Here is a 25,510-nt window from a genome sequence, read left to right as displayed (position 1 = left end):
TGACTCGCCGCCAAGCGCTGCCACGACTTCGCCATGCCTCATCCCGAACCGCAGCGGGCCCACGTTCACGAACGGTGTGACCGGCCACCGATCTGCCTCGTTCAGCGGAACTCGCATTCGCCCTCGCAGGACGTCAGCCGGCTACCGCTTGGCGGAACGGCTCCAGCGCCGCGGTCACCTTGGGGACTTGGTCTTCCCACACTTCGAGCCACTCGTTGTTCTCGGCTTCCAGGGCATGAGTGAACGCCTTCGACGCCAGCGTTCGCATTTCTTCATCCCAACCGAACGGGTGGGAGTCCAGGAAGTCTTCGACAGTGCCTGAGACCGAGGCGCCGGCTCCTGCTCGCATCGCTATCAGGGCGGCCGCCGCGACCGCTTGATCTGCGCTCTTGGCATTGACCATCTGAGAAGAAGCCAAGAACGCCGTGAGGGTCTGGCGCAGAGCATCAGGGATCCCTGCCGTCCCGGCGTCTCTGAGGCTGGCCAGATAGTCGTATGCGGCATCGTTCTCAAAGGGTCCGTGGCCCCATGTGCCCATCTGTATCCCTCGATCCACGCCTGGAGTGCGAACAAGATACCGGTGCGTGGCAAGGCCCGCTGGCCGTTATCTGCGCCCGATTCGCTTCGGGGTTAACCCAGGTTGTACGGGGCGGATGGCCGGGAGCGTTCAAGGCAGGGGCCGTGATTCAGGTCTCTCCACGGAATTGAACGTGGGTGTCCGGGACGGCCGTGTATCGCCCTGAAGGGTCTGGCGTAGGGGCTTCGGGCCTTCGAGGAGAGGGTTCTCCATGAATCGCAGCATCACCATCACGGCAGTAGCGGTCGCCGGCCTGGCCTGCATGGCGACGCCGGCCGCCGGTGACACGGGCGCGTTCTTCGCCACCAGTCTCAACGGGGCCAATGTCGTGCCGGGGGGTGACAAGGACGGGAGCGCGGTCGCGTACCTGGGGGTCAAGGGCGATCGGGTGTCGTTCGCCATCGAGTTCCGCGGGATCGGCGTTCCGACGAGCGGCGAGCTTCACCAGGGCGCGAAGGGCAGCAACGGGGACAAGAAGATTTCGTTCTTCACGCGGCCGCGGGGACCGGGGTCGGTGAGCGGTTCCGTGCGGGTCTCCGACCAGCAGCTCCTGGATCAGCTCCGGAACGATCCGGGGAGCTTCTACATCGATCTGCACAACAGGCAGTTCGCTGGTGGCGCGGTTCGAGGGCAGGTCCACAAGCTGACCAATGCCATCGACATGAAGCGCGCACTCCGGCAGAACTTCAAGGCGGCGGTGCGCGAGGGCGTTCAGATCTACGCCTGCACGCAGCAGGCCAACGGCACGTTCGCGTTCACCCAGGACAACGTCCGTGCGTCGCTGCAACGGAAGATCTCGCACTTCTTCGTCAACCCCGGACCGGCCGGCCCGCCGAAGTGGCAGGCCAGGGACGGGTCCGCGGTGACCGGCAGTGTGATCTCCCGGAGGCCGAACGGGGACGGCAACATCGCGGAGCTCGACCTGGCCGCGACCCAGGTGGGCGCGCCCAAGGGACTGCTGTCCGGGATCAACGAGATCCTGCGGCTCAACACAGTGGGCGGGGTCGCTCCAGCCGGGTCCTGTGAGCCGGGCAGCAAGGCAGAGGTTCCGTATCGCGCCGACTATCTCTTCATCGACGCCGCGAGTTGATGATGCCGAGCGGCCAGGCGGTGCGTCCTTGCGTGCGCACCGCCTGTCTGCGTCTGGATACAGCCGGACGGCGATTGGATACGGCGGTACGGCCGGTTGGCGGCCTCTGCGGGACGGCTACTCCAGGGACTTGTCCCCCAGCGATTCAAGGACGCTCCGGAGAGTGGCCTCCAGCTGGGTGCGCTCTTCAGAGCCGAGGCTCGCGAGCAGGCGCGCCTCGTTCTCCACGTGGGGTCCGACGATCTCGTCGACCATGGTGCGGCCCTGGTCGGTGAGGCGGACACGGATGGACCGGCGATCCTGGGGGTCGGGGACACGTTCGACCAGCCCCTTGGAGGCGAGGCGGTCGATGCGGTTGGTGATGGCGCCGGAGGTCACCATCGCGGCCTTGTTGAGGTCGCCCGCCGTGAGGCCGTTCGTCCCACCGGCCCGGCGGAGGGTGGCGAGCACGTCGAACTCCCAGAACTCCAAGCCGTAACCCGCGAAGAACTCCTTCAGCTCGCGGTCCAGCAGGCGTGACAGCCGGCTGATCCGGCCGACGATGCCCATCGGCCAGGTGTCCAGGTCAGGACGCTCCCGGCCCCACTGCGCACGGATCTCGTCCACCGCGTCGGACATGGCGCGCTCCTCTCAACGGAAATAATCTCAACGTTCATCTACTTGACGTTGAGGTAGCTGTCGTGATGTTATCTCAACGTTGAGATTATCAATGAGGAGTGATCCACATGGCCAGCATCGCCGCCCCGCGCGCCGCGTCCTTCCCCCACGTCAAGGACCTCGCGCTCACCGCCTACGCGCCCGCGACCTGGGGCACCACATATGTGGTCACGACCACGATGTTGCCTCCTGACCGGCCGCTTCTGGCCGCGACGCTGAGGGCCCTTCCCGCCGGGCTGATCCTGCTGGCGGTGACCCGGCGCCTCCCGTTCGGCTCCTGGTGGTGGAAGTCGGCGGTCCTGGGCCTGCTCAACTTCGGTGCGTTCTTCCCGCTGCTCTTCTTCGCGGCCTATCGCCTGCCCGGCGGCGTCGCCGCCACCATCGGGTCGGTGCAGCCTCTGATCGTCGCGCTGCTCTCGCTGGCGATCCTGCGTCTCCAGCCGACGCGCAGGGTCCTGATCTCGGCGCTTGTCGGAACGGGCGGCGTCGCGTTGCTGACCCTGACCTCCGAGGCCCGGATCGATCCGCTCGGCATCGGGGTCATGCTCGTCGCGACCTCGCTGATGGGGCTCGCCGTCGTCCTCACCAAGCACTGGGGGCGGCCCGACGCCCCGCTCCTGGCCGTCACCGGCTGGCAGCTCACGTTCGGCGGCCTCATGATCGCGCCGTTCACCCTTCTCAGCGAGGGGCTGCCCAGCACGATCACCGCCGAGAACGTCGTCGGCTTCACCTACCTCGGTGTGATCGGCACGGCCATCGCCTACGCCTTCTGGAACCGCGGCATCGGCAACCTGGCCCCCACCTCCGTCTCCCTCCTCGGCCTGGTCAACCCGCTCGTCGCCACCGTGGCCGGGATCGCCTTCCTCAGCCAGACCCTCACCCCGTGGCAGACCCTCGGCCTCGCGATCGCCCTCGGCGCCCTCGTCGCCGGCCAGGCTCGCCGCCAGGCCGACGCGCCAAGCCTGCCGCGCCAGGCCGACGCGCCAAGCCTGACGCGCCAGAGCTGACGCGCGAAAGCTCACGCGCCAGAGCTGACGCGCCGGATCTACGGCACGCAGCGCTGCGCGGCACGCCCCCGGACCGGGGTGAACCCGGTCCGGGGGTCTTCTTATTCGAATATTGTCCAAAAGGTTCGCGCACCGACTACGGTGAAGCCCGGTTGATCTACGTTGGTTCTCGCCGCAGGGGACGATGGCATGCGGATCAAGGGCAAGGGCACGCCCGACGCGGACGCGCCATGGCATGAGATCGTTCCCGGTCTGTGGATGGGCGGCCACGTGTACCGCGACGCCGCCGGCGTGCGGATGCGCGCCGTGGTCGGGGTGGAGTTCGACACCGTGCTCAGCCTCTACCGGCTGGACGGGCACGGACCCGGCGCCGGGGTCGAGCACCACTGTGTCGAGGTCCCGGACGGGCCACTGGTCCCAGAGCAGATCGAGGCGGTCTGCGGGATGGCCGACATCGCCGCCGCGGACGTACGCGACGGACGCCGGGTGCTGGTGCGCTGCCACTCGGGATACAACCGCTCGGGACTCGTCGTCGTGCAGAGCCTGATCAACCTCGGCTACACGACCGAAGACGCGATCTTCCTCGTTCGCTACCGGCGGTCCAAATGGGCGCTGAACAATCCGCTCTTCGTCGACTACCTCACCTCCGGCCTCGACGTCGCGCGGCTCCTCACCGGACTGGGCGCGTTGGACGGGTGACCCCGACTCCGGTGCCGTCCGGACTCGGGTGACCCCGACTCCGTCTTCCCAGGGTTTTCCCAGGTAACTCCAGGAGGTTTTGCAGCAACGACCGCTTTGCTGACGCCATGGGAATCGACAGGAAGACAGGCGTGACGGCGATCGGCGCAGCGGGACTGCTCGGTCTGGGCTTGTACTTCGCCGTTCCAGCGGCCGCGGCAAAGCCGTCGCCCTCACCCACGGCATCGTCCTCGGCAGCCCCGGACCGCCACAAGCACAAGCATCCGCGCCTGCACGCCGCACGCGGCGCACGCGGCGTCCACGGTGAGATGACGGTGCGCCGGGACGGCAAGTTCGTGGAGATGGCCTGGCAGCGGGGCCAGGTCACGGCACGCACCGGAACGAGCCTGACCGTTCGCAGCGAGGACGGCGTGAGCTGGACGTGGAACACCACCGCCGACACCAAGGTGCGCAAGAACCGGGCCAAGGCCGCCCTCGGCGACCTGGCCAACGGAGACCGGGTGATGGTGTGGGGCGACCAGAACGGAACGACCCGTACCGCCAAGCTCATCCGGGTGCCGGACAGGAAGGACCGGCCACGAACAACCCCGAGCTGACCGACGGGACTGCCGGTCTTGGCGGGGGTGCCGGGGCCTGCGGGTGGAGGGTTCTTCTCGTTGGCCGGCTGCAGTAACGTCGGCGTCGGGGGCGGGAGGATTCAGCGGAAGGATGCGGCGGGGGAGCCCATGAGCGAGGACCGGCAGCGTGTTCTCGTCGTGGACGACGAGGCCAACATCCGCGACCTGATCGAGGTGGCGCTGCGCTTCCACGGCTTCCAGCCGACGACCGCGGGCAGCGGCGCGGCCGCGCTGCGCGAGGTCCGTGACCGGCCGCCGGATTTGATCCTGCTGGACGTGATGTTGCCGGACCTCGACGGCTTCGAGGTCTGCCGGAGGCTCCGGGCCGAGGGCGACGAGGTGCCGGTGATCTTCCTGACCGCGCGGGACACCCCCTCGGACACCGTCACCGGCCTCACGCTGGGCGGCGACGACTACGTGACCAAGCCGTTCTCCATCGACGCCCTGGTGGCCCGGGTGCGCGCCGTCCTGCGCCGGGCGGCGCCCAAACCGGTCCCCGACGGCGCGCCGGTCGCGGACGGGGTGCTGCGCGTCGGTGACCTGGAGCTCGACGAGGTGCGCTGGACCGTGCGGCGGGCGGGCGTGGAGGTGGAGCTGTCGCCCACCGAGTTCCGGCTGCTCGCGCACCTGATGCACAACGTGGGCCGGGTGCTGACCCGCGCCCAGCTCCTGGAGGCCGTCTGGGGCTGGGAGCACCACGGCAACGGCCAGGTCGTGGAGACCTACGTCAGCTATCTGCGGCGCAAGCTCGATCCGCTCGGCCCGCCGCTCATCCACACCCGGCGCGGGGTGGGGTACGTGCTCCGGCCATGACGTTGAACGCGCGGCTCACGGCCGGGCTGCTCGCGGTGACGCTGGCCGGGCTGTTGATCACGTGCTTCGTCAGCGCGTTCTTCCTGCACGGCTACCTCATGGACCGGGTGGACGACCAGCTGCGGTCCGCGCGTGACAGGACGGTGGCCCGGCTGGTCCGGCCCGGGCTGCCCGGCGAGGGGGTCGCGCCGGCTCCCTTCATCGTGCTGTCGGTGACGCCGGACAACCGGATCCGGGTGCTCAGCGATCAGGAACCCGATCCGGCCCCGGCCGTCGCCGAGGTACAGCGGCTGGGGTTCGCGGGGGTCCATGACCGCTCGTACACCCTCGACCCGTTCTCGCTCGCGGACATGCGCGCCGTCGCCCGCCCCGCCCCCCGCAACGGCAATCTGATCGTGGTCGCGACACCGCTGGACGAGATCCACTCGGAGGTGCGCAACCTGGTGATCGCCGAGCTGGCCAGCGCGACGGCGCTGATCGGGCTGCTGGCGCTGCTGGGGCGGCACCTGATCGCGCGCGGGCTGCTGCCACTGGGGCGGATGGCCGAGACCGCGCACGGGATCGCCACCGGGGGCGACCTGCGGGCACGCATGCCGGACGCGGATTCGCGCACCGAGGTCGGCCGGCTGGCCGCGTCGATCAACGTGATGCTGGAACGCATCGAGCAGGCGTTCTGGGCGCGCGGCCGGTCCGAGGCCCGGGTGCGGGAGTTCGCCGCCGACGCCTCACACGAGCTCCGTACCCCGCTCACGACGATCCAGGGGTATGCGGAGCTCTACCGGCACGGCGCGCTCGGCCCCGACGAACTGCCGGACGCGATGCGCCGCATCGAGGAGGAGGCGCAGCGGATGAACCGGATCGTCGGCGATCTGCTGGAGCTGGCCCGTCTCGACCGTGGGCAGTCGTTGCAGCCCGCCGAGACCGACCTGGCCACCCTGGTCCGGGACGCGGTCGCGGACGCGTCAGCCGTCGCGCCGGATCGTTCGTACGAGGTGGACGTGCCGAAGTCCCTGCCCGCCTTCGTGGACGAGGCCCGTATCCGCCAGGTGCTCGCAAACCTGCTGGCCAACGTGCGGGTGCACACGCCTGACGACACGTCGGTGACCGTTCGTGCGGCCCGTACGCCCCACGGAGTCATGCTGGAGGTCGCCGACCGGGGGCCGGGCATGAGCGCCGAGGACGCCGCCCGCGCGTTCGAACGTTTCCACCGCGCCGAGCATCGTTCCGGCGGGGCGGGACTCGGCCTTCCGATCGTCGCCGCGATCGCCGCCGCCCATGGCGGGCGGGCGGACCTGCTCTCTGAACCTGGCGCGGGCACGACCGTCCGGGTGACGATCCCCGCCGGCCGCGGGCCACACCCGCCCGGCGGCACAGCGAGCCAGCCGGGGCCTGGCGGCACAGCGAGCCGGCCGGCGCCCGAAACCCCCGTCGACAAGCCGATCGCCCAGCGTTGACACGTTCCTGGATCCACCGAGGAACGCGGAACGAGGAACGGCGAGCAGGGCAATGCCCGCTTGGGCGTGCTTCCGCGCGGCTCAGGCGCTGCGGAAGGCCCGGCGGGCTGCCTTTTGCGTCGTCCGGCGTTGCGATCCGGCTTGCCGTGCCCTGTCGAGGCTGGCACGGACCTTGGCTGCGCCTCGCAAGGCCGTGGTGGTGTCTTTTACACGGCCCGCATAAGGGGCCAGGACCTCGGCGATAGGCGGCGGAGATGCCTCTTCGCGGATGAGCGCGAAAGGCGTGGGGGACGGGACGGTCGTGGTTTGGCTCCCCGCGGCGGGGACGAGCGTGAGAGCCGTTTGGCAATGCGGGCACCGCAACCCCGGATGGGAGTCTCTGCTCATACCACGGATCATTACCCGAAGGTCTGACATTTGAGCCCCGGGAACGCCTGAACGGCACCTTAACTGCCGGAAGTGTTTCCAGTGTCGAAAAGGTGATCAAAGGGCTCGACCGCGGCCGGGGTCTGTGGAACGTTCGGGATGATCGTGGTTCCAATGGAGGGACGTCCTTGTGATCTTGGTGTCGGGTGCGACCGGAAACGTCGGCGGGGAGTTGGCGCGGCGGCTGGCCGAGGCCGGGATGGCGGTCAGGGCGCTGGTACGGGATCCGGGGAAGGCGCCGGCCGGTACCGAGCCGGTCGGCGGGGATCTCGACCATCCCGAGTCGCTCACGGGCGCGCTCAAAGGAGTGGAAGGCGTCTTCCTGCTGAGCGGGTACGCGGACATGCCGGGGCTGCTGGCGGAGATCGACCGTGCCGGAGTGGGAAGGGTCGTGCTCCTCTCAGGTGGCGCGGTGCTGGCCTCCGACACCAAGAACGTCATCTCCCGCTATATGCACGAGTCCGAACGCGCCGTACGGGAGTCCGGCGTGCCCTGGACTCTCCTGCGCCCCAGCGGCTTCATGTCCAACACCCTGCAATGGGCCCCGCAGATCCGCGCAGGCGGCGACGTGGTGCGGGCGCCCTTTCCGCATGTACGGATCGCGATGGTCGATCCGTACGACATCGCAGCGGTGGCGGCCGAGGCGCTGCTGGAAGACGGCCACGAGGGCAACGTCTACAACCCGACCGGCCCGGACCCGCTGCTGCCTGCCGACCGCGTCCGCATCCTCGGCGAGGTGCTGGGGCGTGAGCTGCGCTTCGAAGGGCAGACCAACGCCCAGGCGCGGGAAGACATGCTCGCCACCATGCCGGTCGAGTACGTGGAGGCCTTCTTCACCTTCTACGCCGACGGCAAGCTCGACGAATCCCACGTTCTGCCGACCGTGCGCGAGGTCACGGGGAACGCCCCGCGGACGTTCGCGCAGTGGGCGGCCGCGCACGCCGACGCCTTCCGATGAACGTTCACGCGGACTCGGCCGGGGCGGCGGCGGCCTCCTCGGGCGAACGGATGCGGATCCACGTGTGCAGCAGCAGGAGGAGCTCGACCCGCCTGTCCGGCTCGTAGAGATCGTCGCCGAACATCTCCTCGAGACGCCGGATCCGGTAGCGGACGGTCTGCTCGTGGACCAGCAGCCGTTCGGCCGCCGCCACCGCGTTGTCGTGGCACTCCATGTAGGTCAGCAGCGTCCGGGCGAGCGGCTCCCGCCGATGGACGGGAAGGTCCATCAGCGGGGCGAGCCGGGTCCGGAGCGCGACGTCGATCAGCTCCTGGCTCATCGCCGTCACCAGGGTGGGGACATGGTCCAGGCAGCGGACGATCTCCTTGGCCGGCAGAACGCCGCGTTCGATGAGCCGCAGCGCCTGGCTCGCCCAGCGCAGCGACAGCGCGCCGCGCGTCATGGGGACGGTCGGCCCCACGGCCGCCTGGCAGCCGCGGACGAGGGAGGCGATCAGCCGGTCCTGCCCGGGGCCGTCGGGGTCGGGCACGATCAGATACGGGCTCGGACCGTGCCAATCGGCAAGGACCGCCGGAGGCAGCACGGGCGGCGTATACCCTTCCGGCGGCCGCACCGCGATGACGGCCAGGGTGCGAGGCAGATCCCAGCGCGCCGGCCTGGCGAGTTCGCTGATGGCCTCGCGGCTGGCGGGCGGATCGACGACGAGCAGGTCCCGCAGCCGCCAGCGGAACCGTTCCCGCTCGGTGGCCAGCACTTCCTGCGCCTCCGCGTAGCCGCGGGCAGCCGCCCCGGCGATCTTCTCCAGGAACACGAACAGCGACTCGGTGATCTCGCCGAGCGTCTGGAGCGACCAGTTCAGGCGCTGGGCCTCCTTGATGAAGCGGCGGCAGGCCACCTGGCCGCTCACCCTGATCGCGCTCTGCAGGCCGTCCAGGCTGCGGCCCTTGCGCGCCTCGTACGCGCCGATGCCGACGAAGATGTCGGTCACGGTGGTCCAGGAGATGTCCTTGTTGCCGAAGGCCTCCACGAACTGCCGGACGCTCTCGGTGACCGCCCACTGCATGCGTTGTCCGTACGCGCTCTCTGTCGGCCGGGCGTACTCCGGTACGAGCGCCTTGATCTCACGGACCATCTCTTCGGCGGCGGCCTCTAGGTGGGGGCGGAGTGGCTCGGCGAGCTCGGCCGAGATCTCGGTGAGTGGACGGCAGGCGGCCGTCGGGGGCTCGCCCATCTGGACCTCCCTGGGAGCGCGGTGCCTGTGCCTCTGACGGTCCAGGATCATCTGACCGCCCCCGAGTCAGAAGTGGCTGACGGACGAGTTTGGGAGGTCGGAATTGTCACATTTTTAACAATTAGGTCACGTCGTGTCGTACGCCTGCCGCCACAATCTGCAACCTTCGGCATAGGTGGCCAGGTCGTGGTCGGTGAAACGCGCCAGGTCCCAGTCGTACGGCTCGGTGGCGTCCTTCCATGCGTACGCCCACGCGGTCCGGCCGTCATCGAGAGACAGCGACACCAGCTCGTAGAGATCACTCTCGTACTCGTCCAGCAGCCGCCGCTCCGCAGCGGTCAGCCCGGTCATCAGCAGACCTTCGGCGACAGACTCCGGATCCGCGACGAGGCCGGGATAGACGACGCCGGGAAGCGCCCGGACACGCCAGCCGGTGGCGGTCGCCGGGGCCAGATCCGGGACACGGCCGAGGAGGACCTCCAGCACAGCCGGGAAACGCAGTGTCCCGTACACGAACAGTCCAGCGGTCATGTTCTCGCAGCGTACGCGGAGGACCAGGCCTCCGGCACACCACCCACCGCGATGCCGAAGCGGCCGCGTCCTCCCATCCGCACACGGCTAAGCAGGGCCGCACACCCGGCTAAGCAGGGCCGCGCAGACCCCGTTCTCAGCCGAACCGGCCGGGCTGAACCAGCCCAGGCCGAACCAGCCCCGGTCGAACGCAGTCGCGGTCGAACGCAGCATCCGCACACCAGCGCCTGCCCCGCCGGCGCCGTTTCAGGCCCTACTTTTTACGGAACGGCCGGGAGATGCCCCGTTGCCTGGCCTTGCTGGCCACGCGCGAGGCACGGCCACCTATGCCGCGGCGCCCACCCAGAGCGCGGCTACCTGGGATGCGGCGGCGGCCCATGATGCGGTTGCCCATGGTGCGGCGGCGACCCATGATGCGGCGGGCCGAGGTGCGGCGGGTGTGCTGTTGGCGGTTGCGCAGGGCGCGGCGGGCGATGATGAGGGCGACGGCTGCTGCGGCGGCTGCGCCGGCCACGGGCCTTGGGCGCTTGCGGACCTGCTCGGCGGCCTTGGTGGCGGCCTCGGGTGTCGCCTCGCGTGCACGTTCCTTCAGCTCTCCGGCCTTCTGCTGTGCCCGTGCCTTGACGTCCGTGCGCGAGGCGAGCTCGCCCACCGTCGCGCCCAGGTCGTTGCGGGCCTGTTCGGTGCGTTCCCGCTGTGCGTTGAGATCCTGGTTGCGCTCGTTCATCGGTGGCCCCTGTTCTTGATCTCCTGAACGTCGGCCCGGACGCTTTCGGCGGTCTGCTCGGGCTTGGGCGGCGTGGCCATGGCCATCTCCTTCTTGCCCCGCTGCGCGAGCACGGCCGCCACGACGAACAGGACGGCGGCAACGATCACTGCGGCCGCCCAGACGGGCAGGGCCAGCGCCAGCAGCGCTATCACTCCGGCGATCAGCGCACCGCCGCCGTAGAGAGCCGTGATGCCGGCGCCGCCGTACATCTTGGCGCCCTGGGCCGCGCTCTTCCCCTTCTGCCGTAGCTCAAGCTGGGCCAGACGTAGTTCCTCGCGGACGAGCTGGGCACTCTGCTCGCTCAGCTGCTTGACGAGTTCCGACGTCGGCGCGCTCGTCATATCGCTCATCGGTCTCCTCCTCGATCAGTCCCTTCGGATACCCGCTGTGCCGGGGTCCTAACGGGTCTGGCGGTTTCGGAGGGACGGAGAACGGGCCCGGGTATGCGCAGGTCACGGACCCGTCAACGGCGAGTCTCTTATCTGGCGGAGTGTGTTGTTTGACCCGATAGGGGACAATGGCAGGTGATGTGCCCGTGGTGCGGGCCTGGCCGCCGTTCGCGGTTGAACGGGCCGGTGTCCCGATGACCGAGTGATCATCGGGAACCGGGGGCATGATCGGAATATCTGACTATGAGCCCATACGTCCGTTCGACTGCTGTTCATCTTGGCCAGGGAACATTAAGAACATGAGCGTCAATCCAGGACATTTCCCCCTCAACGAGGAGTCGCTACCCGACGACCGGTTCTTGGACCGAGAGGAGAGCTGGCTCCGCTTCAACCAGCGTGTCCTGGAGCTCGCCGAGGACCCGCAGCTGCCGCTCCTGGAACGGGTGCGCTTCCTGTCGATCTTCGCCAGCAATCTCGACGAGTTCTTCATGGTGCGGGTCGCCGGCCTGACCCGGCGGATGGCCACCGGTCTCGCGGTCCAGTCCGCCAGCGGCCGGCAGCCCCGCGAGGTGCTGGAACGCACCGCCGCCGTGGCCCACGAGCTGATGCTCCGGAACGCCGAGTGCTTCCGTGGGGATCTGCGCCCGGCGCTCGCCAAGGAGGGCATCGAGATCCTCCGGTGGGCCGACCTCGCCGAGACCGAACAGGAGCGGCTGCGCCGGCTCTTCCGCGACCGCATCTACCCGGTGCTGACCCCGCTGGTCGTCGACTCCGCCCACCCGTTCCCCTACATCTCCGGCCTCTCGCTCAACCTCGCAGTGATAGTGCGCGACCCCGAGACCGAGGCCAGGATGTTCGCGCGGGTCAAGGTGCCGCCGGTGCTGCCCCGCTTCATCGAGGCCTCGCCCAACCGCTTCACGCCGCTCGAAGACGTCATCGCGGCGCATCTCGGCCAGCTGTTCGTGGGCATGGAGGTCGTCGAGCACCACGCGTTCCGGGTGACCCGCAACCAGGACCTGGAGATCGACGACGACATCAGCGAAGGGCTCCTCCAGGCGCTCGAACGCGAGCTGCTGCGCCGCCGCTTCGGGCCCGTCGTCCGGCTGGAGGTCGAAGAATCGATCTCCGACGCCGTGCTGGAACTCCTCATCGAGGAGCTCACCATCGACGAGGGCCAGGTCTACAAGGTGGACGGCCCCCTCGACCTGGCCGGGCTGGCCGCGATCGCGGACCTGGACCGGCCCGAGTTGAAGTACCCCCCTTTCGTGCCGTCGAAGGAGGCGATCCCGGAGGACGCCGGCATCTTCGCGGCGATCCGTGAACGTGACATCCTCCTGCACCACCCGTACGACTCGTTCACCACGACCGTGCAGCGCTTCATCGAGGACGCCGCGGCCGACCCGGGCGTTCTGGCGATCAAGCAGACGCTCTACCGCACCAGTGGCGACTCCCCGATCGTCCAGGCGCTGATCAGCGCCTCCGAGGCGGGCAAGCAGGTCGTGGTGGTGGTGGAGCTCAAGGCGCGCTTCGACGAGCGTGCCAACATCGCGTGGGCCCGCGAGCTGGAGAAGGCCGGCTGCCACGTGGTCTACGGGTTCGTCGGGCTGAAGACGCACTGCAAGCTCGCCCTGGTCGTACGGCAGGAACGGGACGGCACGCTGCGCCGCTACTGCCACATCGGCACCGGCAACTACCACCCCAAGACCGCCCGGCTGTACGAGGACTTCGGCCTCCTCACCGCCGAGCCCGAGATCGGCGAGGACGTCAGCGTCCTCTTCAACCACCTGACCGGATACTCCCGGCAGAACTCCTACGGCCGCCTGCTCGTCGCGCCGCACAGCCTGCGGTCCGGGCTGGTGCTGCGCATCGAGCGGGAGATCGAGAACCACCGGGCCGGACGGGCGGCCCGGGTACGGGTGAAGTGCAACTCGCTGGTCGACGAGGTGGTCATCGACGCGCTCTACCGCGCCTCCCAGGCCGGTGTCCCGGTCGACATCTGGGTACGCGGCATCTGCGCGCTGCGGCCGGGCGTCGAGGGACTCTCGGAGACCATCCGGGTGCGCAGCATCCTGGGCCGTTTCCTTGAGCACTCGCGGGTGTTCGCGTTCGAGAACGGCGGCGAGCCTGAGGTGTGGTTCGGTAGCGCCGACCTCATGCACCGCAACCTCGACCGGCGCGTGGAGGCCCTGGTGCGGGTGACCGAACGGACGCAGCGTGCCGATCTGGTGGGGCTGCTCGACAAGGCTATGGACGACGGCACCCAGGCGTGGTGGCTGGACGGTGACGGCACATGGACGCGGCGTGCGGCGATGACCGACGACAACCTCCTGGACATCCAGAGCCATCTGGTGAAGAGCCGGCGCTGGAGGACCGTGGATGCGACATCCTGACCCGCCGGACAGCGAGAAGGACGACGTGCGGAAGGGCGAGGACGTGATCCGCGCGGCCGGCGCCGTGTTGTGGCGAGACGGCCCGGACGGCACCGAAGTCGCGTTGATCCATCGGCCCAAGTACGACGACTGGTCGTTCCCCAAGGGCAAGCTCAAGAACGGCGAACATGCCCTGCGCGCCGCGGTGCGCGAGGTGGAGGAGGAGACCGGGGTCGTGCCCCGGCTCGGCCGCCGCCTGCCGACGAGCTCCTATCCCAAGGACGGCAAGACCAAGCGCGTTGACTACTGGACGGCCCGTGCCGCGTCGCCCACGTCGCCCACGTCACCCACGTCGGCCGACGCGGACGCGCCGTTCACGCCGAACGACGAGGTCGACCGGCTGGAGTGGCTGCCGATCGCGGACGCCTACGAACGGCTCAGCTACTCGCACGACGTGGATCTGCTGCGGGAGTTCGAAGCGGGTCCACCGGACACGTGGCCGCTGGTGATCCTGCGACACGGATCGGCAGGGGAGAAGCGCGAGTGGAGGGGGCCCGACGAGCTCCGTCCCCTGGACGAGCGCGGGCGTGCCGAGGCGTCCCTGCTGGCGGGGCTTCTGCGCTCGTTCGGGCAGGCACGGCTGATCAGCTCGGCGACGGCGCGGTGCCTGGAGACGCTCCTGCCGTACGCCCGGAAGGATGCGGTGAAGGTCGTCACCGACGAGGCCTTCACGGTCGGCGCCACCGGTGCCGAGCAGGCGTGCGACCGGCTGTTCGAGCTGGTGGACGACGGCGCTCCGGCCATCGTGTGCACGCACGGCGAGGTCGTGTCCGATCTCGTCACCGGGCTGTGCAAGCGCCTCGGCGAGAAGGTCCCCGAGGATCCGAGCCTGCGCAAGGGGTCCTTCTGGGTCGCGCACATCACGACTGACGGTGCCGGCGGGCCCTCCATCGCCGCCCTGGAACGCCACACCCCCACCGCCGGCCGAACCGGCGATGGGGGTTCCGCGGCGAGTCCGGAATTCGTCAGACGGCTGCTCCATTGATCGCACTGTCAGTCGGCGTGCCAGGCGTGACCGGGGTGGCGGGCGTTACCGCAGGCGTGATCGGGGTGGCAGGCGCTGTCGGGCTGGTCCGGAGCTTGGGCAGTGCCAGTGCGCCGAGCAGGCCCAGCAGGGTGAATCCGGCGGCGATGTAGACCGCGGCGCGCAGCCCGTCCGCGGTCGCGACGCGGAGCGCCTCGCCCGTCAGATCGCCCAGGTCCGAGTTGGCGGCCCCGACGAGGAGGGCCAGGCCCGCGCTCGTGCCGATCTGCAGGGCGGTGTTGGCCATGCCGCCCGCGGTGCCCTGCTCCTCGGCCGCGACTCCGGTACCGGCGGCGCCGAACATGGTCGGGAAGATGGTGCCCATGCCGAGGCCGTAGACCAGGATCCCGGCGAGCACGGTCCAGTACGAGCCGTTCGCCACCATCCCGGCGCCCAGCAGGACACCGCCGCCTGCGCCGAGCAGGAGGGCGATCATCAGGGTGGGCCGGTTGCCGATGCGGACGATCAGGCGCTCGGCGAGGAAGTTGCCGGCGCCGATGACCACCGACAGGCCCAGGAAGGCGAGCCCGCCCTGGAGTGCCGAGTAGCCGAGCACGCCCTGGAAGTAGAGCGTCAGGAAGTAGACGATGTTCTGCATGCTCAGGCCGAAGACGAAGATCACCAACAGGGCGGCGCGGACGTTGCGGTTACGGAAGAGGCGGAGCGGCATGAGCGGGCTCTTGCTGCGGGCCTCGATGCCGAGGAAGACCGCGAGCAGGACGATCGACAGGGCTCCGGCGACGAGGACGGCCGGGTCGCCCCAGCCCGACTCCGGGCCCTGGGCGATCGCGAACACCAGCAGGGTCACGCCGATCGTGCCGGTCAACGCTCCCGGCAGGTCGAAGCTTCGGCCCCGCTCGCGCGTCCCGTCGGCGTTCAGCAACACGAACGCCGCCGCGGCCCCGATGACGACCAGCGGCACGTTCACCAGGAACACGGCCTGCCAGCCGAACGCGTGGGTCAGCACCCCGCCCAGCAGGGCCCCGAGGCTGAGCCCGCCCGCACCGGCCATGGCCCACACCGCCAGCGCCCGGACACGTTCCCTGCCCTCGGGGAAGCTGGTGGCGACGAGGGAGAGCGTGGCCGGGAACAACACCGCCCCGCCGACCCCCTGGATCACGCGGGCTGCGATGAGCGTCGCGGGCGAGGTGGCCAGGCCGCCGAGCAGCGACGCGCCGCCGAAGAGGATCATTCCGAGGACGAACATGCGCCGGCGTCCCAGCAGATCGGCGGACCGCCCGCCGAGCAGCAGGAAGCCGCCGAAGAAGATCGCATAGGCGCTGACCACCCACTGCGTGGTGTGCGCGGAGAGACCGACCTCCCGCGCGATGTCGGGCAGCGCGACGTACACGACCGTGAAGTCCAGCGAGGTGATCAGGCTGGAGAACGCCAGGAGGGCCAAGGCGAGGCCCGGCCATTTGCGGGCGAGCGGTTTGTTCCAGGTGGGTGGCTGAACGGATGCGGAGGTCATCGCAAGCTCCTCAGGGTCGTTACGGGATCAGGCGGGGGTCGCTACGGGATCAGGCTGCTTGGAGGAGTTCGGTGCGGGCCGTGCGCAGCGCGCGAGCCCACCAGGTGAGCTGGTCGAGCAGGCCGTCGGCGGCGGCCGCCGCGCCCGCCGCGTCGATGGGCTGCCCGCCTTCGTCGAACCTGTTCCAGACGGAGTGGAAACTGACCGTCTCCCGGATCGTGACGGCCTGCAGCTCCGCGAAGACCTGCCGGAGCTGTTCCACCGCGCGCAGGCCACCGGACGTGCCGCCGTAGGAGACGAAGCCGACCGGCTTGGCCCTCCATTCGTCCACGTACCAGTCAATGGCGGTCTTGAGCGGCGCCGGGAAGCTGTGGTTGTACTCGGGCGTCACCACCACGAAGGCGTCCGCGGCGGCGAGGCGGGGAGCCAGCGCCCGTACGGCGGCGGGCTCGGTCCCGTCGATCTCGCCGAGCGTGTCCGGCAGACGGGTCTCGGCCAGGTCGATGACGTCGAGTTCCAGTTCGGCGCGGCGGGCGGCCAGGCCGGCGAACCAGTCGGCCACCGTGAGGGCGAAGCGGCCCTCGCGGGTGCTGCCGATGATGATCGCGGTGCGCAGTGGGCGGGTCTCGGACATCGTGTCCCTCCTTCACTCTGCCGGTGGATCAGAGAGTGCAGGGGGCCGCTTACCGACCTCTTACGGAACGCTTTCCACCGGCCGTTATCGTGGCGCCATGCGATTCGGGGTGCTCGGGCCGCTCGCGGTGTGGACGGCGGCGGGCCACCCGGTCACCGTGCCCGGGGCGAAGGTCCGGGCGCTGCTCGCCGATCTGCTCCTCCAGGACGGGCGGGCCGTGTCGCCTGACCGGCTGATCGACGACCTGTGGGGGAACGAGCCGCTGCGTAATCCGGCCGGGGCGTTGCAAGTCAAGGTGTCGCAGCTGCGCAAGGCGCTGGAGGACGCCGAGCCCGGAGGCCGGAAACTGGTCGTGTCCGGGGCCGCGGGCTATCTGCTGCGGGTGGACGAGAACGCGGTGGACGCCACGCGGTTCGCCGCGCTCCTGGCCCGCGCGCGGGCGACGCCGGACCCCCGGCTGAAGGCTGACCTGCTCACCGACGCGCTGGCCTTGTGGCGGGGCGCGGCGCTCGCTGATCTCGCGGATGAGGAGTTCGTGCGAGCCGGAGTCGCGTCGCTGGAGGAACAGCGGCTCACCGCCGAGGAGGAACGGGCCGAGGCGCGGCTGGCGATCGGCGGCGAGCACGGGCCCCTCGCGGCCGAACTCGGTGATCTTGTGACTCGCCATCCGTTGCGTGAACGGCTGCGCGCCGCGTACATGCGGGCTCTCTACGGCGCGGGGCGGCAGAGCGAGGCCCTGGAGACGTACGCGGAGCTGCGAGATCGTCTGCGTGACGAGCTGGGACTGGATCCAGGGCCCGGCATCGCCGCGCTTCACCAGGCGATCCTCGAACAACGACCTGACCTGAACGCGGCACCCATGCAGCTGGCCGCCGCCGCGCCCACCGCCGCCGCGCCCACCGCCGGCCCGGCCACTGCCGGCCCGCCAACGGAGTCCAACTCCTCGCCCGGGCCTCGCACCAACCTCCCGGCTGCCTTCAGCGAGCTCGTCGGACGCGACGAGGCGGTGGCGGAGGTCCGGGCGCTGCTGGACGCCGGGCGGCTGGTGACGCTGATCGGGCCCGGCGGGGTCGGGAAGACGCGGCTGGCCCTGGAGAGCGCCGCGCGGCTGGTGGACGAGCAACCCGACGGCGTGTGGGTCGTCGAGCTGGCCGGTCTCGACGGGACGTCGCCGTCGATGGACGACGTGGCCGAGGCGGTCGCCGCCGCGCTCGGCATCCGGGACGACGCCGCTCCCGGACTGCCGCAGGCCAGCCGCCCGATCGAGCCTTCGGGGCGGCTTGCCGAGGCGTTGCGCGACCGGGCCCTGCTGCTCGTTCTGGACAACTGCGAGCACGTGATCGATCCGGTCGCGCACCTGAGTGAGCTGCTGCTGCGGGCGGCGCCCGGCGTCCGGATCCTCGCGACGAGCCAGGAGCCACTCGGCCTGGCCGGTGAGGTGGTGCAGGCCGTACCGCCGCTGGAACTGCCCCACTCCCCGGCCGAGGCCGAGCCTGCAGCGCTCCTGCGATTCAGCGCCGTACGGCTGTTCGTGGCGCGGGCGACCGCCGCGTCGCCGGGCTTCGAGCTCGGCGGCGACAATGCGCGGGCGGTTGCGGCGATCTGCCGGCGGCTGGACGGCGTCCCGCTGGCGTTGGAGCTGGCGGCCACGCGCGTGCGGGCGCTGGGCGTGCACGAGCTCGCCGAACGGCTGGACGACCGGTTCCGGGTGCTGGCCGCGGGACGGCGGCGCGGCGGTCCGGCACGGCAGCAGACGTTGCGCGCGATGATCGACTGGAGCTGGGAGCTGCTGTCCGAGCCGGAACGGGTGGTGCTGCGGCGGCTCGCGGTGCACCTTGAGGGCTGCACGCTGGAGGCCGCCGAAGAGGTGTGCGGCGAGGAGGACGTCCTGGAGGTGCTGGCCCGCCTGGTGGACCGTTCGATGGTCGTCATGGCGGACGGAGGCCGGGGCGGCCCGCGCTACCGGTTGCTGGAATCGGTCTCCGCCTACGCGTTGGAGCGACTGGCTGAAGCGGGTGAGATCGACCGCGTCAAGCTCCGGCACGTTCACTACTACACCGCGTTGGCTGAACGGGCGGAAGCGCGGTTGCGAGGCCCTGAGCAGCGGCGATGGCTCCAACGGCTGGACGCGGAACACGCCAACCTGCGCGGCGCCCTGGACGAGGCCGTGCGGGACGGCCAGGCGGATGTCGCATTGCGCCTGGTGAACGCGCTGGCCTGGTACTGGTTCGTGCGAGGGCGCATCGGAGAGGGGCGGCGCGCACTGGAGCGGGCGTTGTCCCTTGGAGCCGAGGACACCGCCGGACACGCGCTCGCCGAGGCCTGGCGGACCGGACTGGACCTGCTGGGCCGGCGAGGTTCGGGTGCCGTCGAGCCGATCCGGGCGGTACCCGGCTCGTACGACCGGATCGCCGACCCGGGCAGCCGGGCGAGAGCTGAGTGGTTTCTCAGCGAAGTGCTGCTGGGTGCGGGCGAGGTGTCCACCAGCGCTCTGCTGGTCGGCCGGGCCCTACCGGTCTTCCGCCGCCTGGACGACAGATGGGGTGAGGCGGCCGCGCTCGCCACCACGGCCAACCTCGCGCTGGTGAGCGGCGACATCGCAGGCCTCGAACGTGCCGGGAGCGAGAGTCTGTCGGTCTTCCGTGATCTCGGCGAACGCTGGGGACAGGCCCGTGCCACCGAGCTGCTCGGCAAGCACGCCGAGATCACCGGTGACCACACGCGCGCTGCCGATCTCCTCCGGAACGGGTTGCGGCTGGCCGAGGAACTGGGGCTCCGGCTGCAGGTGTCTCTACTGACCTCCGGCCTGGGCCGACTGGCCCTGCTGGCGGAGGACTACGCGGAGTCCGAACGGCTGCACGAGCGCGGCCGGAGCCTCGCCGCCGAACACGGCTACAAGCCCGGCGAGGCGTTCGCGCTCACCGGCCTGGCGCTCGCCTCGCGACGCGCCGGTCGCCTCGACGCGGCCGAGTCGTACATGCGCCAGGCTCTGGAGTGGGAACGCCAGGTGAGCTACGCCCCGGGCATCACCCTCGCCCTCGCCGAGCTGGGCTTCGTCGCCGAGCTGCGCGGTGACGCCGACGCGGCGCGTTCGCTGCACCAGGAAGGCCTCGCCGTGGCGCGGGATAACGGCGATCCACGAGCGGTGGCGCTCGCGCTGGAAGGCCTCGCCGGAGCCGAAGCTCTGGCGGGCCGTCCGGCCGACGCCGCCGCACTCCTCGCGGAAGCGGCCGCCCTGCGCGAGTCGGTCGGCGTGCCGCTGCCACCGGCCGAACGCGGCGACGTCGATCGCATCACCAAGGCCATAGGCGACTAGAAGGACGGCTCGGGGGTGTTCCTCCAGGTCTCCGCGAGAGTGGCGATCGTGGCCCTCGCCTCGCACTGCTCGACGCCATAGAGGACACCGAGCGTGAATGCCTCCGACGTGTCGGTCGTACGGGCGTGGGCGCCTCTGAGGTGTTCCATGGCGATGATGCCGTCCTGGTAGCCGCCGAGCACCTCCTGCACCTTCTTGGCGCGCTTGGAGGTCTCCATGGCGGGCTTGCCGAGCACCGGCTTGGCCAGATCCGCCGCGTACCGGGCCCGCTTCCCCGCCTTGCGCATCTCGTGCCGAGCGACTTCGGGATCGTCGCTGCTCACGATCTCGTCGTATGCCCTGGCCAGCTTCTTCCACATCCGCATGACCAGTCCGGGCAGCTCCTTCGAGGCCTTGCGCCCGGCCCGATCCGTCAGCGGGGGATCGGTGACCAGCGCCTCAAGCGAGTCCAGGAGGGCGAAGTAGCGAGGCTGCTTCAGCGTCACGTTGAGCCGCCGGTAGGCCGCCGCCTCCTGGCGTCCGATCTCCGTCAGCCAGCTCTGTGGCGCGCTCTCGCCGATCTCCTCCAGCCGGTCGGTGAACCGCATCCGCAGGACCTCAAGGTCGCGGACCTCGCCCAGCGCGTCCGCGAGCCACTTGAGCTCCTCCCGCAGTGGAGCGGTGTGCTCGCGGTCGAGGATGGCCCGGTAGCTCTGCAGCGCACTGCGGATCCTGCGCGTCGCCACACGCATCTGGTGCACCGCGTCGTCCTCGGCCAGCCGCGCCTTGGGGTCCCATTTCAGGACGGCCGCCACCTGCTCGCGCAGGTAGCCGAGCACAGCGTCCCCGGCCGTCCCCGAGTATTCCGCAGGAGCCGGCCGCTGGATCGCCCCGTTCAGTACCCGCCCGAGTTTGGACGACGACTCGGCCTTGCGCGCACCGGCCTTGATGAGCCGCTTGCCCGCGGCCTTCAGCAGGACGGCGTCACCCGCCGCGAGCTCGACCTCGATCTCCCGCCAGGACTGGTCGGCGGCATCACCGGCCACCACCCGCCCGGTCACGGCGTCGTCCGCGATCTCCGCTAGGGCCCCGCCGTTCTCGCCCAGCAGGTGGAACACCGTCCGCGAGGTCTCCAGCGTGGCGACCGGTGACAGCTGCTTTCCCCGCGTGTAGGCGGCGACCAGCGAGGCCAGCCTGGCCGGTACGACCTGGGCCCGCCCCAGGGGAGCGCGAAGCTCGTTCTTGCTGTCCGGGCCCGCCGGGATCTTCAGATGCCAGCCCGCGTCCGAGCCGCCGCGTCTCCGCCGGAGCGTGATGCCGTGCGCCGCGAGACGCAGATCGTCGGTGTCGAAGTAGGTGGCGACGAGGTGGTGTGTCTCCGGCGCGCTGACCCCCGTGACTCCGGGAAGCCCGGCCAGATCGGGGACGGTGAACTCCGGCTCGGCATCGTACTTGCGTTCGACCTCAAGGTGCTTTACGGCCATGCTGCTCCTTCACGCCCAGGTAGCCAGCATTCCACGGCCAGATGAACAGCAAAAGTAGAGATCCCTAACGGAAGACGCCCGGGAGTCGGGTCTCACGCATGGCCAATGGCTTGGTGTGTGATGGCCATTGGTATGTCGTTGGACAATAGTGTGTGGCACACAGTATCGTGTGACACGTGTCCTCTGAAGAACTGATCCTGAGCCAGGCGCAGGAGTTGCGGCGCGGCACTGTCGTGCTGGCCTGCCTGGCGCTGCTGCGTGAGCCGCAGTACGGCTACGCGCTCCTGGAGACGCTCAACGATGCCGGGGTCACCGTTGACGGCAACACGCTCTATCCCCTACTGCGCCGGCTGGAGAAGCAGGGCCTGCTCACCAGCGAGTGGAACACCGACGAATCCAGGCCGCGGAAGTTCTACCGGGTCAGCCCGCAGGGCGCCGAGGTGCGCGACGGCCTGGTGCGCGAGTGGAACGACCTCGTCGCCTCGATCTCACAACTGACCAAGGAGAACTGATGACCCCCCTGACCGAACGTTATGTGCAAGAGGTGGTCCGGCGAATTCCCGCCGGGCAGCGAGACGACATCGCCGAGGAGTTGCGCACGACGATCGCCGACACCATCGAGGGACGCGGCGCGGCCGAGCGCGAGGTGCTCACCGAGATGGGCGACCCGCTCCGGCTGGCCGCCTGCTACTCGGGCCGGCCGCTCGCGCTGATCGGGTCCGGTCTCTACCCGGCGTACATGCGCCTGCTGAAGCTGCTGTTGTGGACCGTGCTGCCGTTGATCACCGCTGTCTCCGTGGTGCTCGACGTTCTCGACGACAACGACGCCGGCTCCGCGATCGGCACGGGCATCGGCACCGCGCTCGTCGTGGGAGCCCAGATGTTCGCTTGGCTCACCGTCGTGTTCGCCCTGATCGACCGCATTCCGCAACGTGCCGCCGTGGACACCTGGACCCCCGACGACCTGCCCGAGCTCCGGGAGCCGGACAAGGGAGGACTTGCGGCGGGGCTGTCGGTGGCATGGAACGTGCTGCTGATCGGTTTGATCGTCTGGCAGCACGTGGCGGAGCCCTTCCGGACCGATTCCGGCGAGCGGGCGCAGGTGCTCGACCCGGCCCTGTGGTCGGGCTGGATCTGGCCCGTTCTCGCGGGCCTCGCCGGGCTGGTGGCCATCGAAGTGGTCTGGATCGGCACACGTCGCTGGACCTTTCCGCTGGTCGCCGGGTACGTCGGCGCCACGGCGGTCTTCGCGCTGCCACTGGCCTGGATCGTCTACCAGAAGGAGTTCTTCTCCTCGGCCTTCCTGGCGGACGTCACGGTGCTGGACTCGTTCTACACGGTCGCCGCCCTGGGCGTGCTCGCCGTGAGCGCCGGCAATGTGATCAAGGCCCTCCGCGACGCACGCGGCTGAGCAGTGACTCATCCGGACCTCCGGGCGGGATGGGCCGTCCCGCCCGGAGGTCCCGGCGGACGTCTCCCTGACGATGTCCTGACCTGGGTTTACCAACGTGTTTCATTGGCCATCGCAACGACGCGGTCCGTATGATGTATGTCTCATGACCGCACCGGCTCCGACGGGTAACCTGCCGGTCGCCGTCACCACTTTCGTGGGACGCCGACGCGAGATCACCGAGGTCCGCCGGCTGATGTCGGTCTCGCGGCTGGTGACGCTGACGGGCGTCGGTGGCGTGGGCAAGACGCGTCTCGCCCTGGAGGCCGCCGCCCAGTCCCGCCGGTCCTTCCCCGACGGCGTGTGGCTGGTCGACCTGGCCGCCCTGGAGGACGGTTCGCAGGTGGCCCAGACCGTGGCCAACACGGTCGGAGTCCTGGACCAGTCGACCCGCCCGCCGGCCGAGAAGGTGGCCGAGCTCCTCCTGCGCCGGCAGGCGCTGATCATCCTGGACAACTGCGAGCATCTGCTCGACGACTGCGCGGCGTTCGCCGACGGGTTGCTGCGCGCCGCGCCCGGCGTCCGGGTGCTGGCCACGAGCCGGCGGCCGCTGGAGATCACCGGCGAGCACCTGTTCACGGTGCCGCCGCTGTCGATGCCCGATCCTGAGCACGCCGTGGACGCCGAGGCGCTCGGCCAGTACGACGCCGTGAGCCTGCTGGCCGAGCGGGCGGCGGCCGTCCATCCCGGCTTCGCCGTCACCGAGCGGAACCACACCGCCGTGGCCCGGCTCTGCGCCCGGCTGGACGGCATCCCGCTGGCGATCGAGCTGGCCGTGACGCGGCTGCGGGTGTTGTCGGTGAAGGAGCTCGTCGACCGGCTGGAGGACCGGTTCGCGTTGCTGACCAGCGGCAGCCGGGTCGCGCTGCCCCGGCAGCAGACCCTGCGCGCCCTGATCGACTGGAGCTACGCCCTGTGCATGGAGCAGGAGCGGCTGCTCTGGACGCGGCTGTCGGTGTTCTCCGGCGGGTTCGACCTGCCCGCGGCGGAGGGCATCTGCTCGGGAGACGGGCTGGAGCCCGCGTCCATCGTCGACCTCGTCGATCAGCTGGTCGCCCAGTCGATCGTGATCGGGGAGCACCGTGACGCGGGGGTCCGGTTCCGGCTCCTGGAGACCATCCGGCAGTACGGGCGGGAACGGCTGGCCGAGTCAGGCCAGGAGGCCGCGCTGCGGCGGCGGCACCGCGACTTCTACCTGGCGCGCGCCCAGCGCGTGGCCGACGGATGGTGCGGTCCCGGTCAGGAGGCGGCCCTGGCGCAGTTGCGGGCCGACCACGGCGACCTGCGCGCCGCGCTGGAGCTGTGCATGTCCGATCCGGACGGCCCGCAGGCCGCGCTGCTGATGACGGCGGCGCTGCGGCAGCACTGGTACGCCGACGGCTTCCTCCCCGAGGGCCGCCGCTGGGTCGACCGGGCGCTGGACCTTCCCGGCCAGCCGGTCGCGGAACGGACCACGGCGCTGTGGGTGGCCGCCTGGGTCTCCCTCCTGCAGGGCGATCATGACATCGCCAATTCCCGGCTTGAGGAATGCGAGGCGCTGGCCAAGGAGGTGGACGACCGGACAGCCCGGGCGGTCGCCACCAGCCTGCGCGGCACTGCGGCGCTGTTCGAGGGCGACCTGCCGGAGGCGATCGCCCGCTTCGAGAAGTCCGTCGTGAGCCTGCGGGAGTCAGGCAACACACATGGCTCCCTGATGTCGATGTTCCAGCTGGCCATCTCGCTGGCGCACGCGGGGGAGCTCGAACGGGCCGCGGCGACGTGCGACCAGGCGCTGGCGATCAGCCAGGAGTGCGGCGAACGCTGGGTCCGCTCGTACATCCTGTGGGTCCTCGGCTTCGACACCTGGCAGCGCGGTGACCCGGCCGCCGCGACGGAGCAGACCCGCGAGGCCCTGTCGATCCAGCGCGGCTTCAACGACCATGTCGGGGCCGCGCTGATGATCGAGCTGCTGGCCTGGCTCGCGGCCGCGCAGGCGGAGTTCACCCGCGCCGCACACCTGCTCGGCGCGGCGGACTCCATCTGGCGGAAGGTCGGCACGACGATCGACGCGTTCGGCCCGCACCTGGGAGCGCACCACGCCCGCTGCGAGCAGGCGACGCGGCGGGCCCTGCGCGACAGCCAGTACCGCGCGGCCGTCGCGGGCACCGAGAATCTCACCGTCGCGCAGGCGATCGCCCACGCGCTCAACGAGGAGCCCAAGGCCGCGGCCTCCTCCGACGGCGAGCCGGGCATGGTGCTGACCCCGCGTGAGCGCGAGGTCGCCGACCTGGTCGCGCAGGGCCGGAGCAACCGGGCGATCGCGGAGTCGCTGGTGCTGTCGCCCCGCACCGTGGACGGGCACGTCGAGCGCATCCTGGCCAAGCTGGGATTCACCGCCCGGACCCAGATCGCCGCGTGGGTGACCGAGCAGCGCGCCCGCTCTGAACACGCGGACAGGTACCCGCAGGGGTAGTTCTACGCATCTCCCTCATATGTCAGGTGTGTGAACCTGCCCCTCAGTGCCGA

At 70.2% G+C, this 25,510-nt stretch carries 22 protein-coding genes; 13 read left to right on the top strand and 9 right to left on the bottom strand.

Annotation, left to right across the window (positions count from 1 at the left end; genetic code table 11):
- Positions 1–133: 133 nt before the first annotated feature.
- Entirely contained in the window at positions 134–538 is a 405-nt protein-coding gene (locus F8566_RS16750; RefSeq protein WP_151561163.1) for a DUF4259 domain-containing protein, read from the bottom strand.
- Between the two features lie 250 nt (positions 539–788).
- Here F8566_RS16750 and F8566_RS16745 point away from each other — a divergent pair, with 250 nt between their 5' ends.
- Entirely contained in the window at positions 789–1,667 is an 879-nt protein-coding gene (locus tag F8566_RS16745) for a DUF3455 domain-containing protein (RefSeq protein ID WP_151561162.1), read from the top strand.
- Between the two features lie 117 nt (positions 1,668–1,784).
- Here F8566_RS16745 and F8566_RS16740 read toward each other — a convergent pair whose 3' ends face one another.
- Complete coding sequence (locus F8566_RS16740) at positions 1,785–2,285, bottom strand: MarR family winged helix-turn-helix transcriptional regulator (protein ID WP_151561161.1); 501 nt, start codon at positions 2,283–2,285, stop codon at positions 1,785–1,787.
- A 107-nt stretch (positions 2,286–2,392) separates the two neighbouring features.
- Here F8566_RS16740 and F8566_RS16735 point away from each other — a divergent pair, with 107 nt between their 5' ends.
- The 6 genes from F8566_RS16735 to F8566_RS16705 all read left to right on the top strand — a co-directional run bounded on the left by F8566_RS16735 (position 2,393) and on the right by F8566_RS16705 (position 8,298).
- The gene (locus F8566_RS16735) at positions 2,393–3,331 is read left to right on the top strand and encodes an EamA family transporter (RefSeq protein WP_151561160.1); all 939 of its coding nucleotides are present in this window, start codon (positions 2,393–2,395) and stop codon (positions 3,329–3,331) included.
- Between the two features lie 189 nt (positions 3,332–3,520).
- The gene (locus F8566_RS16730; RefSeq protein WP_151561159.1) at positions 3,521–4,030 is read left to right on the top strand and encodes a protein-tyrosine phosphatase family protein; all 510 of its coding nucleotides are present in this window, start codon (positions 3,521–3,523) and stop codon (positions 4,028–4,030) included.
- A gap of 107 nt (positions 4,031–4,137) precedes the next feature.
- Positions 4,138–4,626, top strand: a complete 489-nt coding sequence (locus F8566_RS16725; RefSeq protein ID WP_151561158.1) for a DUF5666 domain-containing protein — start codon at positions 4,138–4,140, stop codon at positions 4,624–4,626.
- A gap of 129 nt (positions 4,627–4,755) precedes the next feature.
- On the top strand, positions 4,756–5,460 hold the full coding sequence (locus tag F8566_RS16720; RefSeq protein WP_151561157.1) for a response regulator transcription factor: 705 nt from the start codon (positions 4,756–4,758) through the stop codon (positions 5,458–5,460).
- On the top strand, positions 5,457–6,914 hold the full coding sequence (locus F8566_RS16715) for a sensor histidine kinase (RefSeq protein ID WP_151561156.1): 1,458 nt from the start codon (positions 5,457–5,459) through the stop codon (positions 6,912–6,914). The genes F8566_RS16720 and F8566_RS16715 overlap by 4 nt, the downstream gene beginning before the upstream one ends.
- A gap of 556 nt (positions 6,915–7,470) precedes the next feature.
- The gene (locus F8566_RS16705) at positions 7,471–8,298 is read left to right on the top strand and encodes an NAD(P)H-binding protein (RefSeq protein WP_151561154.1); all 828 of its coding nucleotides are present in this window, start codon (positions 7,471–7,473) and stop codon (positions 8,296–8,298) included.
- A gap of 4 nt (positions 8,299–8,302) precedes the next feature.
- On the opposite strand, the gene F8566_RS16700 is transcribed toward F8566_RS16705, so the two are convergent.
- From F8566_RS16700 to F8566_RS16685, 4 genes are all read right to left on the bottom strand, one after another.
- On the bottom strand, positions 8,303–9,529 hold the full coding sequence (locus tag F8566_RS16700) for a PucR family transcriptional regulator (RefSeq protein ID WP_151561153.1): 1,227 nt from the start codon (positions 9,527–9,529) through the stop codon (positions 8,303–8,305).
- A gap of 126 nt (positions 9,530–9,655) precedes the next feature.
- Complete coding sequence (locus F8566_RS16695; protein WP_151561152.1) at positions 9,656–10,060, bottom strand: gamma-glutamylcyclotransferase family protein; 405 nt, start codon at positions 10,058–10,060, stop codon at positions 9,656–9,658.
- 253 nt (positions 10,061–10,313) lie between these two features.
- Positions 10,314–10,787, bottom strand: coding sequence for a DUF3618 domain-containing protein (locus F8566_RS16690; protein ID WP_151561151.1), 474 nt, complete (start codon positions 10,785–10,787; stop codon positions 10,314–10,316).
- Positions 10,784–11,179, bottom strand: coding sequence for a phage holin family protein (locus F8566_RS16685; protein WP_225993249.1), 396 nt, complete (start codon positions 11,177–11,179; stop codon positions 10,784–10,786). The genes F8566_RS16690 and F8566_RS16685 overlap by 4 nt, the downstream gene beginning before the upstream one ends.
- 338 nt (positions 11,180–11,517) lie before the next feature.
- On the opposite strand from F8566_RS16685, the gene F8566_RS16680 reads away from it, so the two are divergent.
- Both F8566_RS16680 and F8566_RS16675 read left to right on the top strand, forming a co-directional pair.
- Positions 11,518–13,608: an RNA degradosome polyphosphate kinase gene (locus F8566_RS16680; RefSeq protein WP_151561150.1), complete on the top strand. Its 2,091-nt coding sequence runs from the start codon at positions 11,518–11,520 to the stop codon at positions 13,606–13,608.
- Positions 13,595–14,632, top strand: coding sequence for an NUDIX hydrolase (locus tag F8566_RS16675; RefSeq protein ID WP_151561149.1), 1,038 nt, complete (start codon positions 13,595–13,597; stop codon positions 14,630–14,632). Before F8566_RS16680 ends, F8566_RS16675 begins: the two co-directional genes overlap by 14 nt.
- Here F8566_RS16675 and F8566_RS16670 read toward each other — a convergent pair.
- On the bottom strand, positions 14,613–16,142 hold the full coding sequence (locus F8566_RS16670) for an MFS transporter (protein ID WP_151561148.1): 1,530 nt from the start codon (positions 16,140–16,142) through the stop codon (positions 14,613–14,615). The genes F8566_RS16675 and F8566_RS16670 overlap by 20 nt on opposite strands.
- A 49-nt stretch (positions 16,143–16,191) precedes the next feature.
- Positions 16,192–16,776: an NADPH-dependent FMN reductase gene (locus F8566_RS16665; protein ID WP_151561147.1), complete on the bottom strand. Its 585-nt coding sequence runs from the start codon at positions 16,774–16,776 to the stop codon at positions 16,192–16,194.
- Between the two features lie 97 nt (positions 16,777–16,873).
- Between F8566_RS16665 and F8566_RS16660 the strand changes: the two genes are divergently transcribed.
- A complete protein-coding gene (locus F8566_RS16660; protein WP_151561146.1) occupies positions 16,874–20,092 on the top strand; it encodes a BTAD domain-containing putative transcriptional regulator in 3,219 nt (1,072 codons plus the stop codon).
- On the opposite strand, the gene F8566_RS16655 is transcribed toward F8566_RS16660, so the two are convergent.
- The gene (locus F8566_RS16655) at positions 20,089–21,555 is read right to left on the bottom strand and encodes a CYTH and CHAD domain-containing protein (protein ID WP_151561145.1); all 1,467 of its coding nucleotides are present in this window, start codon (positions 21,553–21,555) and stop codon (positions 20,089–20,091) included. The genes F8566_RS16660 and F8566_RS16655 overlap by 4 nt on opposite strands.
- Positions 21,556–21,731: 176 nt before the next feature.
- Here F8566_RS16655 and F8566_RS16650 point away from each other — a divergent pair, with 176 nt between their 5' ends.
- The 3 genes from F8566_RS16650 to F8566_RS16640 all read left to right on the top strand — a co-directional run bounded on the left by F8566_RS16650 (position 21,732) and on the right by F8566_RS16640 (position 25,457).
- On the top strand, positions 21,732–22,067 hold the full coding sequence (locus tag F8566_RS16650; RefSeq protein ID WP_151561144.1) for a PadR family transcriptional regulator: 336 nt from the start codon (positions 21,732–21,734) through the stop codon (positions 22,065–22,067).
- Positions 22,067–22,966 carry an HAAS signaling domain-containing protein gene (locus F8566_RS16645; RefSeq protein ID WP_151561143.1) on the top strand — a complete coding sequence of 300 codons (900 nt, stop codon included), beginning with the start codon at positions 22,067–22,069 and terminating at the stop codon, positions 22,964–22,966. Before F8566_RS16650 ends, F8566_RS16645 begins: the two co-directional genes overlap by 1 nt.
- A 145-nt stretch (positions 22,967–23,111) precedes the next feature.
- Positions 23,112–25,457 (top strand): ATP-binding protein, encoded by a 2,346-nt coding sequence (locus F8566_RS16640; RefSeq protein ID WP_151561142.1) that lies wholly within the window; start codon positions 23,112–23,114, stop codon positions 25,455–25,457.
- Positions 25,458–25,510 lie beyond the last annotated feature (53 nt).

This window comes from Actinomadura rudentiformis, from assembly GCF_008923185.1.
GTDB classification, from domain to species: Bacteria; Actinomycetota; Actinomycetes; order Streptosporangiales; family Streptosporangiaceae; genus Spirillospora; species Spirillospora rudentiformis.
This window is presented reverse-complemented; position numbering and strand designations above follow the sequence as displayed.